12 protein-coding genes are annotated in these 17342 nt (G+C 38.9%); 8 read left to right on the top strand and 4 right to left on the bottom strand.

The features are described 5' to 3' along the window. Window positions 1–219 precede the first annotated feature (219 nt). The 3 genes from SANK73390_RS01605 to nudB all read left to right on the top strand — a co-directional run bounded on the left by SANK73390_RS01605 (window position 220) and on the right by nudB (window position 3393). Window positions 220–1968 (top strand): alkaline phosphatase family protein, encoded by a 1749-nt coding sequence (locus SANK73390_RS01605; protein WP_462762710.1) that lies wholly within the window; start codon window positions 220–222, stop codon window positions 1966–1968. 88 nt (window positions 1969–2056) lie between these two features. Continuing rightward, a complete protein-coding gene (locus SANK73390_RS01610; RefSeq protein WP_462762713.1) occupies window positions 2057–2440 on the top strand; it encodes a hypothetical protein in 384 nt (127 codons plus the stop codon). Between the two features lie 506 nt (window positions 2441–2946). After that, window positions 2947–3393: a dihydroneopterin triphosphate diphosphatase gene (nudB, locus tag SANK73390_RS01615; protein ID WP_462762716.1), complete on the top strand. Its 447-nt coding sequence runs from the start codon at window positions 2947–2949 to the stop codon at window positions 3391–3393. A 109-nt stretch (window positions 3394–3502) separates the two neighbouring features. On the opposite strand, the gene SANK73390_RS01620 is transcribed toward nudB, so the two are convergent. Further along, window positions 3503–5569, bottom strand: a complete 2067-nt coding sequence (locus SANK73390_RS01620; RefSeq protein ID WP_462762718.1) for a M13 family metallopeptidase — start codon at window positions 5567–5569, stop codon at window positions 3503–3505. Between the two features lie 355 nt (window positions 5570–5924). Between SANK73390_RS01620 and SANK73390_RS01625 the strand changes: the two genes are divergently transcribed. The 4 genes from SANK73390_RS01625 to SANK73390_RS01640 all read left to right on the top strand — a co-directional run bounded on the left by SANK73390_RS01625 (window position 5925) and on the right by SANK73390_RS01640 (window position 10858). Then, complete coding sequence (locus SANK73390_RS01625; RefSeq protein ID WP_261591347.1) at window positions 5925–6878, top strand: SPFH domain-containing protein; 954 nt, start codon at window positions 5925–5927, stop codon at window positions 6876–6878. Between the two features lie 4 nt (window positions 6879–6882). Beyond that, entirely contained in the window at window positions 6883–7335 is a 453-nt protein-coding gene (locus tag SANK73390_RS01630; protein ID WP_261625887.1) for an NfeD family protein, read from the top strand. 533 nt (window positions 7336–7868) lie between these two features. Next, a complete protein-coding gene (locus SANK73390_RS01635; RefSeq protein ID WP_462762723.1) occupies window positions 7869–9020 on the top strand; it encodes a PQQ-dependent sugar dehydrogenase in 1152 nt (383 codons plus the stop codon). Window positions 9021–9214: 194 nt separating this feature from the next. After that, complete coding sequence (locus SANK73390_RS01640; RefSeq protein WP_462762726.1) at window positions 9215–10858, top strand: methyl-accepting chemotaxis protein; 1644 nt, start codon at window positions 9215–9217, stop codon at window positions 10856–10858. A 120-nt stretch (window positions 10859–10978) separates the two neighbouring features. On the opposite strand, the gene SANK73390_RS01645 is transcribed toward SANK73390_RS01640, so the two are convergent. Together SANK73390_RS01645 and SANK73390_RS01650 are read right to left on the bottom strand one after the other, a co-directional pair. Further along, window positions 10979–12049 carry an SGNH/GDSL hydrolase family protein gene (locus tag SANK73390_RS01645; protein ID WP_462762728.1) on the bottom strand — a complete coding sequence of 357 codons (1071 nt, stop codon included), beginning with the start codon at window positions 12047–12049 and terminating at the stop codon, window positions 10979–10981. Between the two features lie 273 nt (window positions 12050–12322). Next, on the bottom strand, window positions 12323–13783 hold the full coding sequence (locus SANK73390_RS01650; protein ID WP_462762730.1) for an alpha/beta fold hydrolase: 1461 nt from the start codon (window positions 13781–13783) through the stop codon (window positions 12323–12325). A gap of 146 nt (window positions 13784–13929) precedes the next feature. On the opposite strand from SANK73390_RS01650, the gene SANK73390_RS01655 reads away from it, so the two are divergent. Beyond that, window positions 13930–15504, top strand: a complete 1575-nt coding sequence (locus tag SANK73390_RS01655) for a LytR/AlgR family response regulator transcription factor (protein ID WP_462762732.1) — start codon at window positions 13930–13932, stop codon at window positions 15502–15504. A gap of 264 nt (window positions 15505–15768) precedes the next feature. On the opposite strand, the gene ahpF is transcribed toward SANK73390_RS01655, so the two are convergent. After that, a complete protein-coding gene (gene ahpF / locus SANK73390_RS01660) occupies window positions 15769–17340 on the bottom strand; it encodes an alkyl hydroperoxide reductase subunit F (protein WP_462762735.1) in 1572 nt (523 codons plus the stop codon). Window positions 17341–17342 lie beyond the last annotated feature (2 nt).

Genomic DNA, 17342 nt, shown 5'->3' on the forward strand with positions numbered 1-17342 from the left:
AGTCACGCTTTTATCACAATTAACAAAGCAAAAATGCTATCCGGTAAACCTTAAATTAGATAATGCTGATAGCAAATCAATACTGTCTTGTAAAACGCTCTCGTTTGCTATCGTACATCACGTTATTAAAATATCAGCTGATAACTTGCCCTTATGAGTCGTTGCGAACATATTTAGTAAGGTTCAATCTACCTACTTTGGTTCAGCAAGGAGAACATTATGGCTAAACAACACAATATTGAACACATTGTCCTACTCATGTTAGAAAACCGTTCATTGGATAATTTACTAGGCTGGTTATATGAACATGACGTGCCCAATATTAACATTCCTCCACTAAAACCGGGGGAGCGTAATTATGAAGGGCTACAGAACATTGACTTAAGTCAACTCACTAATCGTACTGGTAATTTAAGCCAAGCTCCAATCCATGGCGTTGCTGGACTAACAATACCAAGTATTTCGCCAGGTGAAAGTTTTGAACAAGTAAATACACAACTATTCAATAGCAGTACACAAGCAACGATAGATAGCCAAGCGACAATGGATGGTTACCTTGCTGATTACGTCAGTGTACTTAGTAAAGATGCGCAGCATCGTGGTTTAACACCGCAACAAGCCGAACAAGAAATCTCATTTTTTGCCCCACATATTATGCAAACTTACAGTACCCATCAACTCCCTGTACTCAATGAATTAGCCCGTCATTACGCGGTATGCGATCACTGGTTTTCATCAGTGCCATCGCAAACTAATACCAACCGCGCATTTTCGCTCACAGGCACCTCTGAGGGCCTCGTTAATAACGGTTACCTTGAAACAAACCCTGATGCTGAAATGGTTGAAGACATTTTAGGTATGGGGATAGGAGATGATCGCTTTATACACAAAACTCTTTTCAATGCTTTGGAGCAAAGCAACGAAAGTTGGAAAGTGTTTTGGGAAACCAGCATGATCCCAGAGAAAATTTCTCAGCTTCTTGACTTGCTCTCCAGCGACTCTCTTGACGAGATCCAACAAAAAATAGACGATGTTATTCACAAAGTTGAACTCGCAACAGAGATATTTGACGCAACATTTGGCAGCAAACTTACAGCGCGTTTAAAAAGCATTAGCGACTTGTTGCCTCAAATTGTACCCATTAAAGATTATTTGAGCGAACTTAGCTCTGGTAAGCTTAACTCTTGCTACACCTATCGGCTATTTCCAGCACTGCATGAAGGCATTGAAAACCTTGATAATCACTTTGCCAAAATAGCCGATTTTCACACTCTAGCTCGTGACGGGAACTTGCCAAAGTTTAGCTATCTTGAACCTTACTGGAGCATTTCTGAAACGGCGGTTGATAGAGGTGTCAAAGCATTGTTTACCGACATGGGTAACGACTATCACGCTCCAAGCAACTTAAATGTTGCTGAAAACTACGTGCAATCGGTGTATGAAAGCCTGATTTCCAATCAACAAGCTTGGCAAAATACATTATTGATTGTCACTTTTGACGAACCAGTTGGGACGTACGACCACGTTGCACCAGGCCCAGCTACGCCACCTTGGGGTGAGGGCCAACCCGACTTTAAACCAACCATAGGATTTGATGGAAAACCAAAGCCACTACTACAGAACGGTTTTGAATTTAACCGCTTTGGTGGCCGTGTTCCAACCTTGTTGATTTCACCACAAATTTCTCGTAGCACGGTATTTAGGTCAAACACCCATACCCCTTTTGATCATACATCAGTGATCAAGACAGTGTTAACCATGCTTGGTCAAGAAGATAAAATTACTGAATTTGGTGAGCGAGTACAAAACGCTCCTACTTTTGAACATCTACTTGACTCATCAAACGCCCGTAATGACGCCCAATCTGTCAGCTTTTTAAATCGCACAAACTTAGTAAAACAGCCAATTAAGTACTATGACCATTTCTATTTAAAAAAATCAAAATGGCGATTATATTTGCCACAGTGAAGAGGCATTAAAAGTTAGTTATATCACGCTGCCCAGTGGGTTAGATCAGTTTAACCTTGATGTTGGGTTAAGTGCTTATTTTCCTACGGTGAATAAACAAGATAAACGGGTCGTGTTTTATGCACAAAAAAGTGACAGTCGCCCCTATCAAGGCGTAATTGAGAGAAATGATATTATCAAGATTATTTCTACTGAAACGATGCAAAGCGCTCATGTTGTGCTAGGTGCATGGCGAGATTCTCACGATTGCTATTACTTCAATGATTATTTGCAAGGCGATAATAATACCCGCCAAGAATGGCGTGTAGAGAGTGCGAATGAAAACGAGTCCATCAAGTTTGGTGGGCAAATTAAACTAGAAAATAAATGGTTTAGTGGACAGTTCCTCGCTCATGATGACCGTTTATTGCAGGGTAAATGGTTAAGCACCACCCACAACGGAGATACTTGGACTGTGGAGCCGTTAGGGTGATATTTTAAAGATAACGATAGGTGTGATTAACACACCTTTTTAACTGATGTAAAAGTCGTTTAAAGCGCTCATCCATGAGCAATTGGATTTGCAATAATTCTGCTAACAAACAATTCATTGCTAACACCCAAACTAAATTACAAATGTGGATAAAAAATGGATATGCAAAAAATAAAGCAAATTCAAAATGTTGATCAACAAATTAGGCAACTATTGTGATAAGAACAAGGCGTATAAGTTAAAAATATGAAATAATGTATTTACAATAAATACACATACCTATATCATTGGTTACGCATTTAAAGCATTATCTCCTTAGCAAAGTTGATATAGCTATAACCAATAAGGATGTTGGTGGTGTTTTATCTTCCTTAAGCACACTGTTTAGGTGTTGTTATTATAGCAGGTCCAGTTTTGGGCCTGCTTTTTTAGGTCCATGTTTTTTACACCTCACTAGTGATATCATCAAAGCAATACAAACTGACTCAGAGTTAACATCTGCCGTTATGCAATTAAGAAAACCTATTTCCGTGTTAGTAATTATCTATAATTATGCTCAACAGTTTTTATTGATAAAACGTACTGACGATGCCAACTTTTGGCAATCAGTAACCGGTGGTGTAGAGCAAAATGAGTCATTACTAGAAACCGCATATAGAGAACTAAAAGAAGAAACAGGTATAGATGCACACGCTTTAGGTATTAAAATTAAAGACCATAAAAGTATCAATCAATATGAAATACGTCCATGCTGGCGTCATCGATATATAGAAGGTGCCAATATGAACACCGAACATGTCTTTAGTATTTGTGTGCCAAATGATATCAAGATCACTCTTGAGCCTCATGAACATACTCACTATGAGTGGCTAACACAAAAAGCAGCAGTGCTTAGAGCTTGGTCTCCTAGTAACCAAAAAGAAATACGCGCAATAAAAAGTAATAGCCAATAAAGAACAACTGGTAGCACACAACTATTTACGCTGAGCAATACAAAAGCCAGTGAAACATTTTCACTGGCTTTTAAGTGCCCTTAAGCAATTTCAAAGTAACACTGGATGCTTACCAAATTTTAACTCGTTTATCAGCCGGCTTATAAAGCTTATCGCCATCCTTAAGCGAAAATGCTTCATAAAATGGGGTAAAGTTTGTCAAAGACCCATTAGCTCGGTATTGAGCCGGTGAGTGATTATCTGTTACCAAACGTTCGCGCAAAGCCTCATCTCGCACTTTAGCGCGCCAAATCTGCGCAAAACCAATAAAGAAACGCTGTTCAGGGGTATAACCATCTAAGGTCTCACGAGTCTTATTCTCAAGAGATAGTTGATACGCTTTATAAGCAACAGTTAAACCACCTAGATCACCAATATTTTCGCCTAAAGTTAAACGACCATTTACATTAGCGTCAACCAACGGTTGATAATTATCATACTGGGCCACAAGCGCATCTCCTCGAACTTTAAACTTGGCTAAGTCTTCTTCTTGCCACCAGTTACGAATATTACCATCACCATCAAACATAGCACCTTGGTCATCAAAACCATGACCAAGTTCATGACCAATAACTGCGCCAATACCGCCATAGTTTACGGCATCATCCGCTGCCATATTAAAAAATGGCGGTTGTAAAATAGCTGCAGGGAATACAATTTCATTTTTTAGTGGGTGGTAATATGCATTGACAGTTTGTGGCGTCATACCCCACTCTTCTTTATCAACAAGTTTACCTATTTTTGCAATCTCGCGCTTACTTTCATACTCTGATGCCCGCATGATATTACCCACCAAGTCATTTGATTTGATGTCAAAGTTGTATTCTTCCCATTTATTTGGGTAGCCTATTTTGTAGCGGAATTTAGACAACTTCTCCAATGCTGCTTGTTTCGTTTCAGCCGACATCCAATCCAAACCTTCAATGCTCACGCGATAGGCTGCAATCAGGTTTTGTACCAATTGCTCCATACGTGCTTTAGCTTCAGGAGAAAAGTGCTTTGCAACATACAGCTTACCGACCTCTTCGCCCAGTATTGAATTGGTTAGCCTCACTCCTCTTTGCCAACGAGACTCTTGCTCAGTAACTCCCCTTAGCTCCTTACTATAAAAATTAAAGTTTGCTTCAACAAACGGGTCACTCAGCACACCAGCAAAACGTCTAACGGTGTGGAACTTAAGATACGCCTTCCAATCAGACAACGACACCTGAGAAAACAATTTTCCGACTTCATCAAAATAGCTTGGTTGACCTACTATTACTTTATCAAGTTCGGGAAGTTGCAAAGATTGAGCAAAATGTTGCCAGTTAAGTTGGCCTAAATTCTCGTCCCACTCTTGTACTGATTGAGGGTTATAAATAAGGCTAATTTCGCGTGTTTTTGTTCGACTCCACATGACTTTTGCAAGCTTAGTTTCCAAAGCTAAAATTGCTTTAGCTTTCTCTTGTGCTTGGGGCTCACTCACTAATTGTAGTTGCTTGGTTATCATCGCTAAGTATGCTTGGCGCAGGTTGATAGACTTTTCATCATCATTTAAATAGTAATCTCTGTCAGGCATACCAATACCGCCTTGCCACATATATAGGGCATTGGTAGTGGCATCTTTACCATCAGGAATGACCGCCAAACCAACTGGCACTTCTATTTGATAACGCGACAACCTTCCCATCGTTGCGCTCAACTCATTATAATCTGAAATGCTATCTACTTTTTTAAGTAGCGGCTTAATTGGTGTATAGCCTAGTTCGTTGAGTTTGTTTTTACTCATAAAGCTTGCATATAGATCACCAATTTTCTGCTGACTTGAGCCAGGTTTAGCCTTGGTGTTTTTTGCTTCGCTAATTAATGCATTGACCGCTTTATCTGAGTCATCACGTAGCTTATAAAAGCTACCCCAAGCAGATTTATCACTTGGGATTTCAGTCTTTTTCAGCCAATTTCCATTAACATGACGAAAAAAGTCATCTTGCGGATTTACGCTTAAATCAAAGTGCTGCTTCTCAATGCCTGACTGCATGTTACCAACAATTGCATTTACGGCCTCATTACTTTGTGTATTGTTGTTTGTTTTTTGACTGCATCCTGCAAGCGTTGTTAAACCAATGCAGATAGCCAAAGCTAGAGTTTTCTTTTTCATTTATTATCTCTGAATATTTTAACTAGGATTAGTTACTCGATTATCTGGTAATCAAAAATAGAAACAAGATTAAAGTGTGACAATATGTAAACCTCATTTTTTATTTTAAAAAAAGTGATTTTTTATCAAAGCATTAAACAAAAACAATTCCAAACAATAAAAATAAGCGAATAAACCATTCCTCACTGAGATTATATAATTGCAAAATATTACAGTATCTAGCGCCAGCCTTTACTGGTAAAAATTACAGGTAAAAACTTTTCTAAGGAAGGATAGATTTAATCACATTCCTCTAGCTGCTAACTCGGTACAATGCTAATCTCTTTGTTAGGATAATAATACACAGAGGAACACCATGGACCCCGTAAGCCAGATATTAGACATACTATTTAACATCGAAGTGTTATTGCTCATTTTTGTACTTGTTGTACTTAAAAGTAGTATTAAATTTGTTCCCCAAAATCGTGCGTGGTTGATTGAACGATTTGGCAAATACCAATCAACAAAAGAGGCTGGACTAAACTTCATTGTTCCGTTTGTTGATAGAATTGCCGCCGATAGAAGCCTAAAAGAACAAGCGGTTGATGTACCTTCTCAGTCAGCGATTACTAAAGATAATATTTCTTTAATAGTTGATGGTGTGCTGTATTTCCGTGTATTAGACCCGTATAAAGCGACATATGGCGTAGATGATTATATTTTTGCAGTAACGCAATTAGCGCAAACCACCATGCGTAGTGAACTGGGTAAAATGGAACTAGACAAAACATTTGAAGAGCGCGATTTACTTAATACCAATATCGTCACTGCAATTAATAGTGCCTCAGAGCCTTGGGGTATACAGGTGTTACGCTACGAGATAAAAGATATTGTGCCACCTAATTCCGTTATGGAAGCCATGGAAGCTCAGATGAAAGCAGAGCGTGTAAAGCGTGCACAAATTTTAGAGTCTGAAGGTGACAGACAATCGGCAATTAATGTGGCCGAAGGTAAAAAGCAAGCACAAGTACTTGCTGCGGAAGGTGAAAAGGCTGAACAAATTCTCAGTGCCGAGGGTGAAGCTCAAGCCATTATTGCCGTTGCAGACGCACAAGCTGCAGCGCTGCGCAAAGTAGGTGAAGCTGCAGATACTGAACAAGGCCAAAAAGCCATTCAACTTGATTTGGCAACTAAAGCCATTGCCGCCAAAGAAGCGATTGCCAAAGAGTCATCGGTGGTTTTACTGCCCGACTCAGGCACTGATACCAGCGCTTTAGTCGCGCAAGGCATGTCTATTATTAGCGCCATTAATAAGCAACAAAAAGGATAAGCATATGGATTTGATTTTAAATAACTTACCACAAACCCTTATTATTGTTGGTATTTTTGCTTTAATCATTGAAGTTGCAGTGCTTGGGTTTGCGACATTTTTTTTACTATTTTTAGGCCTATCATTAGTACTTAGCGGCACCATGATGTACGCCGGTTTATTAGCCAATGACTGGATGACAGCGCTTTGGGTAAACGCCATACTCACTTTTGTTTTAGCACTAGTCTTATGGAAACCACTAAAGCGCTTGCAGCAATCAAGTAACGATGAAGAGATAAGTAACGATTTTGCTGATATTGATTTTATCTTGAGTGACGATTTAAACGACAACAATCAGGTGTTTCATGCCTACTCTGGTATTCAATGGCAACTCAAAAGCGATCAACCACTCAGTAAAGGCACTCGCGTAAAAGTAGTAAAAAAAGAGGTTGGGGTTATGTGGGTAAAAACTCTTTAACGCTTACCTTCGCGCAATTATAAATATTCGCGCATTCAGTTAATAAATGCGCTAATCAATACTGTATACGTGATTGGTTAGCCCAATTTTAAAACTCTCTTACCACGCCAAATTATTGTATTTATCAATATAAACAAACCATACCAAGGCTTGCCAAGCCCTAATATGCATAACGTTTTATCATACAGCCCATATTTATTATTGAAAAATATAAACTGAGAATTTATTTTTATTAAGTAATAAATCACCTAATTTATTTGTTCAGGCTTTATGAAAAAAGTAATATGGTATTGCCAAGACACGGAATAAATTACCGCATGAAAGGCAAAATATAAATAATTTCATTTTGAGCTTTGGTTCACCAAGCACTTCACTCCTACTCTTGTATTCAACAGCCGCTTAAAAGTAAAAACAATTTCAGTTGTTAAAAAAGTGTACTTTTTACATATTCACTCAACGCAAACCGTGACATTTTTATATAGAACACGTTAGGCTATCAATACTTATCTATTTATTTACATTGAGCGCACACGATGAAAAAACTAAATAACAAGATAGCGTTAGCCTTATTTTGTATCTCTTCTTTCGCTAATGCAGCTTTAGAGCAAACAATCCCACTTGCCCAGAGTGCCGATAAATACAGCCTTGAATTGTTAACTAAAGGCATACAAATTCCTTGGGGCATGGTCTGGCTAAACGATAATGAATTGCTGGTTACCGACAGAGCGGGCAAGTTGCGATTAATTAAAAATGGTAAGTTACTTGAGCAGCACATCGAAGGGTTGCCAAAATTACACGCAAAACGTCAAGGCGGTTTGTTAGATGTGGAGCTCGACCCAAATTTTGCAAGTAATGGCTGGATTTACTTTTCTTATTCTGGCTATGAAGGCGATGAAAGTGGTAATAATACATCAATAATGCGCGCTCGACTTAAAAATATGAAATTAATAGATAAACAAGTGTTATTTGATGGCTTTCCAAATACCCAAAAGTCTCATCACTATGGCTCACGTATTGAGTTTGATAAACAAGGTTATCTGTATTTTTCAATCGGAGATCGCGGTAATCGAGATGAGTACCCACAACGTTTAGATAATGATGCTGGCAAAATTCATCGCATCAAGCCAGATGGTAGCATTCCTAATAGCAACCCATTTGCTAACCAACAAAATGCTCGAAAAAGCATTTATTCATACGGGCACCGAAATCCTCAGGGAATGGCAATGCATCCAAAAACGGGGGATATTTGGACTCATGAACATGGACCTCGCGGCGGAGATGAAATTAACATCATCAAAGCAGGCGCAAATTATGGCTGGCCAATCATCACGTACGGTATCAATTACAATGGTTCTAAAATCACTGATGAAACCAAACGAAAAGGCATGCAACAACCAGACTGGATATGGACCCCTTCTATTGCGCCTTCTGGCATGGCATTTGTTACCAGTGACACGTACCCACAGTGGCAGGGTCATTTAGTTGTGGGATCGATGAAATTTGCCCATCTGGTATTAGTAAAGCTTGACGGTAACAAAGTGGTTGGTCACAGTAAATTGTTCGAGGGCGCAGGCAGAGTGCGTAGCATTACAACCCATCCAAATGGCGATCTCTATTTAGGTATAGATGGCAGTGGTATTTATAAAGTTGTGCCAAAAGCGGCACAAAAAAATATCGCACAATAACCTGGCAGCAGCATAATAATAAACGTCGCTTTGCCAATTCAAACACATTAATGTGACAAAATAGTAGAGTGACCGTTCACTCTATTTCTACTTATTTTTTAGCAAAGCGATTGTTATAATTAGTTATATCTAATTGTGTTCGCTGGATTTAGCACTACACTTTTATACACTGTGCTCATTAGGGAGTTAATACAATGTTGGATTTTTTATCGCAAATGACCGTTAAAAGTCGTTTAACTTTAGGGTTTGGTTTTATACTGGCCTTGCTTGTATTGCTAACGATTCAAGGGATCCAAAAAGTTAATTTTATTGACCGAACATTAAGTGAAATTACAGATGTTAACTCGGTAAAACAGCGCTATGCCATTAACTATCGTGGCAGTGTACACGATAGAGCGATTGCCATTCGAGATATTGCTATTGCCAGTAATACTTCGCAAATTAATGAATTTGTTGAGGAAATAAAAGAGTTAGAAGCGTTTTACCGCCAGTCAGAAAACAAAATGGATCAGATGCTAAGTAATGGCACTCACTTCACAAGCCAAGAACGTAACATCCTATCAAAAATAGATAAAATACAAAGCAGAACACTTCCACTAGTTAAGCAAATTATTACTGAAAAGCGTGCCGGTGAGGACGTGTCGCAACGCGTATTAAATGACGCTAGGCCCGCATTTATTGACTGGCTAAACATTATTAATGAATTTATCGACTTTCAAGAGAATCAAAACCAAACAGCCACCCCAGAAGCACGAGCCGTTGCTGGCGGTTTTCAAAACTGGATGTTAATTTTAAGTGCTATTGCATTGGCTGCTTCTATATTTGTAGGTGTATTAATTGAAAGAAGCTTGCGCGCAGCACTCGGTGGTGAACCATTTGAAGCACAAACCGCGATAAATACTACAGCTAGTGGCAACTTAACACAGCCAATTAGCTCTCGCTACCCAAATAGCATTATTGGTGCAATTGCTAACATGAATATAAAAATCACCAATATTGTTAGCAACATAATCACCGCTTCCAATAGCGTTGCAACTCAGGTTGAACACGTATCTAAAGGGTCTAAATCAGTACTTAATGCGGCACAAAGTCAGGCGCAATTAACCTCTCAAACAGCCTTTAAGCTCAATGAAATGCGAGAAAGTATCGACCAAGTATCGCAAATTGCACACCATACTGAAGAGAACTCTGGACTCACTGCAAAATATGCAGAACAAGGTCGCACAGTAGTAGATGCAACCGCCACCGAAATGGAAAAAATATCGCAAACCGTGAATACCACGGTCGAGCAAATAAGAAAGCTTGAAGATAACACCAAACAAATTGGTGGCATTATTAATGTGATCAGTGGTATTTCTGAGCAAACCAATTTACTTGCTTTGAACGCAGCCATTGAAGCAGCAAGAGCAGGTGAAACTGGCAGAGGCTTTGCAGTAGTAGCAGATGAAGTTCGCCAATTAGCACAGCGCACCGGTGAGGCTACATCACAAATTGAATCAATGATAAATGATGTGCAAGCGCAAACTATTGCCTCTGTAAATGCAATGGAAACCGTTCAGCCACAAGTTGAAAGTGGCAAGGAAAAAACAGAAAAAGCAACAGAGCTGCTCTTAAGTATCGAAAAACAAGCAAGTGATTCATTAAATAGAGTGAAAGAGGTTGCAAAAGCCTCCGCTGGTCAAGTCTCGGTGATCAGTGATATCAACACAACAATGGAACAAATTGCAGCAATGTCTGAAGATTTCATCGACTCAATGCATCAAAACGATTCATCGACCAACACATTGGCCGATCTTTCGAGCAAGTTAAAGCAAGATATTTCATTTTTTAAAATTTAGTTGGGCTGTAATGCAAACCGCTACGCTGGAATTTATTAAACTAGTTGATAGCCTTAATGTGGCAGAAACTTCAATGGTATCTCTGCCACATTAAAGCAGCTTTTACATATTACCTGCTTATCAAAATACTTTGTTGGTTTTAATAAAGTTCACTAACTGCGCAGCAATATCTTGATGTTCTTGCTCGGTTGGGTGCCAAGTACAACCACTTAACGCCGAATTAAAAATGTGACTGTAGAGCTCATTTTGGCCTTGAGCAGACAGTAGCTCAATTGCTTCGTTTGTTGCGGGTATTATCAAATCATATGGGTAGGCAGGGCGCGGCATAAAAACAATGGGTTGTGCCGGGTAGCGTGCACGTACCTTGGATACAAACTCAACCATCCGTTTTACCCACGCGGTTTTTACTTGTTGGATATCTTGCCATGGCTCATGTGCTTGCGGGTCAGTACTAAAATCATTGGTGCCAACTTCTATTACAATTAAATTAGGGAAGCGGTCTTCAAATGTACGACTGTCTTGAAATAATGCACCCGCTTTATCAAAATAATAGGTGAGATCATGGTGTGCTTGATTGCCACTCCAGTTGCGAATAAGGCCAAGTCCAGAGACTGATACTTGAGTATGCGTTGCATCTAACATCTGTGAGCTGACATACGGAAACGCCAAGCGCGCATTGCTGGTTTGTAACACCTCTTGCCAAGTACATTCTCGTTTATTTGACTCACTACCAAAACCTGCACTGATCGAGTCACCAATAAACAAAATATGCTTTTGCGACTGCCAAATGCCCTCTATGCTGCCGTCAACATCAAAGCGATGTATTTCACTAAAGTTATTCGTATCTTCTGAGCGTTTTACGACTTCAATTTCAACGCTTACCTCTTTTGACTGATTGAATAACTCAAACATTTTAGGCTGTCCACTATAATCTGTAACTATTTTTTTGTGGAGTTTACCATCAACTAATACGTCAAATTGATTACCAAAACCAACGAGCGTTACGTGTAAGCTTTTACCTATTAATTTTGTTTTAAAACTGCTTCCTGGCCAGTTAATACTCACTTGCCCTTGCTCGTATTGTTTAACAACCCGCCCTTCGTACACAATGGCATGATCAGTTGCAGGGACACTGCTTGCAAACGACGCTGTACTTATCAAAGCACAAAAAAATAAAACTAGTTTATACATGTTGTATGTTCCTTTATTGATTAAAAATACAACATAAAATTAACTTATGAACGAAGCAATGGAGTTTTCTTCATGTTAACTGTATGGTAATTTAAAAAAGGTACATATTAAAAAATTAATGCATGCAAACGTAGCAACACTTTTTTGTTTCGCCTTCAAAAGATGCATTAAATATAAGAAAACCACCTCACCAGAAAGCTCAGCACTGAAATCAATAGTCACAAGAGTACCTCTTTAAAAAATACTCTCCTTTATCACTGTTAGAATTAACAATTATTGTTTTAAACTTAAATCAGGAAGCGGTAGCTCAATTGTGCTCTGATCTACCTTCTCATTTGCTAAAAAAGCTTTCATTCTAGCAAGCACCTCTTCAGATGACGTAAATAAGTTATGCCCCGCATACTTTACTTTTACTTGGATTAAGTTCGATAGCCCACGGACTGCCTCTAGTTGTTCTTGAGGATATGTTCTGCCATCGAGCGTTCCGGTCAAAAGTAATGTAGGTACGCTACTTTTCGGTGCTTGTCTAAATTCATCCCCAAGGTCTAAGCCTGATGAAAACTCATTGAGCATTGGCATTGGGTAATTCAACATATCTCCAAGCAACGAATCTTTAACTTGTTGATTAAAAAGATTAAGTTTACTACTGGTGATACCTGAAGCAACATCCATTACTAATGGCATTAATTTAAAACTTAACGTTTCATCTTTAAATATACCACGCTGTAAAATACCCATTAATAAGTCAGTGTTATCTTTTTCTATCTCAAGATACATATGAACTAACATCGATAAATACTGATTGGGATCGGCTATCATCATACTTGCAAGCATTCTCATATGATGTTTTTGAAAAAGTATGTTCGTTTTAGAGCCATCTCTACTCGGTATTGTTAGCATGATGGGTGATTTTTCCAACTTACTATGTACCCGCTTCATTAATGCTGTTAGGTCTGGTACAGTGCTTTTAAGTGCTTGTTGATCGATAACTTCTTGTACATTTTTAAAGTACTGATCAGTCATTGCAGGTAACTTAACGGTTTGATTCAAACCCTCAGCACTTGCAATGATCACCTTGTCTAACTTGTTTTCAAACAGTTTTACTGCTGCTAGAGCAAGGTGGCTACCATAAGAGATCCCCCATAGCGACACCTTATCGGCTTGTAAATGCACTCGTAAGCTATCAATATCATACGCATTTTGAATAGTATTATAAGCACTGGTATCAATACCTTGTGACTCCCATAGCCTCAAGCACTCATTGGCAGCTGAAATGTATTTAGATTTAAAATCACGCTTGTTTAACCGTTCGTCAAGTGGAATTTTCACACTGGATGAACATCTTTGTGGTTGCTCAGATCTCCCTGTGCCTCTTTGTTCAAACGCGATTACATCACCATATTCTCTCAATGCCATAAACAAAGGAAAACGACGCCACTTAGCCGTTGCAATACCTGATCCTCCCGGACCACCAGACAAATAAACGATAGGTGATCTTTTACTTTTACCTGTAGCAGTAAATCGTACATAGTTTATTCTAATCATGCGGCTATTTGGGCTATTGCGGTTTTCAGGCACCATAAGGTGACCTTCAATAGCATCTGTTTTTTCACCACTATTAGTGACAAACTCAATTTTCTGCTCATTTTTAAGTAATGGCGACTCAGCAAATACATTTGTTTGCATAGTAAATGTACTTAAACATCCAACCAGTGTTATTGTTTTTATTTTCATCTGTAACTCCTCAATTAACGTACTATGCAATTGAGCATTAAGTTCTTTTTCAGCACTAGCAATATTCTTTAAAAGGTTTAAAAGCACTGACTTACACATTAAACGGTAGTAGTATTTCGCTAAACGGTATTTAGGAAACCCATCAAATGATTAAATTCACACCGATGTATTGGGCGCTTTTTATGGTGTTTTGTGGTTTTTCTTCCTTTTGCAAAGCACAAAACACGTTGATATTTTTACCCTTTGATCATTTCGCTACCGTTTGCCAATTTAAAACGGTATATAACTCCCCTCCCACATTTGACTCACCTTATTGCAAACAACAAGCCTTACGAGAAATAAATCCTCAGCTAAAAAATATTTGGATTAAAATCGAGTTTGATTTACCAAACAGGGGGAAAGAACTCAAAGCTCTTAATGGGTTTTATATCTCAGGTAAAGCAGCTAGTGCAGTTTATTTAAACAAACATTTCCTTGGTTTAAATGGTTTTCCCGGTGTTGCGAATTCTCATACTCAAGTCTCCGATGCCCCTACCTTGCAAGAAAAAGCTGGAAAAATGGACAGTGTTTTCTTCATACCTTACCATTTGCTTAGACCCTCAAAAAATGAGCTAGTCATTCATTTATCGGGCCATCACAGTCTTATTACGCTTGATAATCCAATGCATATCTTTGCTTTAGGACAATATGGTTCGCCCAAACGTTTTATACAGCACTATAGTGAGTTTGGGCTTATTTTAATTGGTGCGTTTTTAGTTGGCGTTTTATATTTTTTAGCCTTAAGTTTAGGCAACCAAGCGGTAGGTACTTATCGCATTTTTGCTGCTCTATGTTTTTTGGCTACATTACAATTAGGTGCAGAACTATCTCGAAAACTCATAGATTACACCTATCAATGGCATGATATAAGGCTAATCGCAATTACCACTTTATCATTTATGTTTGGCATACTCATTTTGGTGTATAGCTCTAACAAACTAGCTGGCAAGCATGCGGTTCATTGGATTTATTCAGGGATTATCGTTACCTCAATAACTTTAATTTTTGCACCTGGCTTTGACAACAAAACGACTATGGGTATTTTCAACCCTTTACTATTTAGCTTATTACAGCTTTTTTATTACTGGATAAAGAACAAAGACCCCAATATTCTACGCTGGTTGGTTGTTCAATTATTCGTTGCCATAACCATTGTGATTGATGTCAGCAGTTTTCATGAGATAGCACACTTTGCGATCATTGGTATACTGGTTTGCTATTTGTTTATTCAACAAGCAAGCGAAGTTAAAAACAAACAACTGCAGTTGTATAAAGAGCAAACAAAGCTCGCAAAGCTTGAATATAAACTAGAACAAAATATTCAGGGTAAAACACCAAGTAAGCTAGAGATTTCCGTCGCAGGAAAAACAGACTATTTGAGCACTTCAAGCATTGCCTACTGTAAAGCAGCAAGAGACTATGTGGAATTACATTTAATAGATAAATCAGAAAAATTATACAGTGGTTCACTTAAGCAACTCGAAGAAACACTTCCTAAAACCTTTCTACGTGTTCACCGTTCATATTTAGTAAACCTTGATGAAGTTGTGTCGCTGTCATCCAATCAATTGCAAGAAGAAAACAACAATGAACTAACATTAAGCAATCATCAAAAAGTGCCGGTTAGCAGACGTTTATTACCAACAGTTAAAGACACGCTTAAGCACTCGATATATCCATAACACTCCAACGCTGGGCATGGTCAAAGTCGATTTATTAGACTCTCTCACTTATCCGAAGCTGAAATTATTTAATGAACTAAATCGTATTTATGTTGTCTACTATTGTGATGCTACTAGATCCCTAGTTTATGAGACAAAATGCCAAGGCTTGCCTTGGCATTTTTACGTTTGCCATAAATCATAAAAAAAGCCACCTCAATATGAAATGGCTTTACATTGCTGGGGGTTGCCAGCTACCTAACAAGCTGGCATGCAATGATAAGGTTATGCTGCTTGCTCTTCATCTTGTGCATGGCGAATAAGGTAATCAAATGCGCCTAAACTTGCCGTTGCACCAGAGCCCATGGCAATAATAATTTGTTTGAATGGCTCAGTCGTCGCATCACCAGCGGCGTAAACGCCAGGCAATGAAGTTGCTCCTTTATTGTCTATATCAATTTCACCAAATTGGGTTAATGTAACGGCTGAGTCAGTTAAAAACTCCGTATTAGGCACCAAACCAATTTGCACAAAAATGCCCGCAAGCGTTAATTCATTACTTTGCTGCGATACTCTATCGATATACCGCAAACCAGTAACACGGCTGCCATTTCCCAGCACTTCTGTGGTTTGCGCATTTTTAATAATTGTAATGTTATTTAAGCTATTGGCTTTTTTAATCAGTACATCATCGGCGCGCAAAGTATCGGCAAACTCTAACACGGTGACGTGTTCAACAATGTTCGCTAAGTCTATGGCAGCCTCAATGCCAGAGTTACCTCCACCAATGACAGCAACAGGCTTACCTTTAAACAATGGGCCATCGCAGTGTGGGCAATACGCAACCCCGCGACCTTTATATTCTGCCTCTCCTGGCACGTTCATATTTCTCCAACGCGCGCCTGTTGCCAAAATAACGGTTCTGGCTTTAAGTGTTGCGCCACTTTCTAGCTCAACATTAATCAAGTTATCTGTACTGAGCTTTGCAGCGCGCTGCCCAGCCATAACATCTACGTCATATTGCTTTACGTGTTCTTCTAATTGTGCAACTAACTTTGGGCCTTCAGTGGCTTTAACTGAAATAAAGTTCTCAATGCTCATGGTATCAGCCACTTGGCCGCCAAACCGCTCAGCGACAACGCCGGTATTTAGCCCTTTTCGCGCTGCATATACAGCCGCAGAGGCACCCGCTGGCCCACCTCCTACAACTAATACATCGAATATGTCTTTTTCATTAAGCTTTTGAGCTTGTTTTGCAAACGCATTAACATCTACTTTGTTTAAAATATCAGTGAGTGTTAGCGCACCTTGAGAAAATAGCTCGCCATTTAAATAAACAGCGGGAACCGCTAATACATTTCTCTCATTTACTTCATCTTGAAACAAAGCACCATCTATCATAGTGGTTTTAATTTGTGGATTAAGCGCTGCCATTAAGTTCAAGGCTTGCACCACTTGCGGACAAGTTTGGCAACTCAAAGAAATATATATTTCAAAGTTTAAATCACTATCCAGCGATTTTATTTGTGCAATTTCATCTACCGATGCTTTAGCTGAATGACCACCTGTTTGTAAAACAGCCAGCACCAAAGAAGTAAATTCGTGACCCATAGGTACACCAGCAAATTGAATATCAGTGCTGCGAACAGGTGAATGTACTCGCATACTGGGTTTGCGCACACTGATATCTGGATTATTTGATACAGTAATTAGCTTACTTAATGATGCTAAATCATTCGCTAAGTTTTCCAGCTCCTTTGACTTATTGCTGTCATCAATTGCAATGACCAGCTCTACAGGGTCTTTTAAGGCGCTGAAATGGCTTTTAAGTTGGTTTTTAATATTTTGGTCTAACATGA

This window comes from Pseudoalteromonas sp. SANK 73390 (assembly GCF_054966645.1).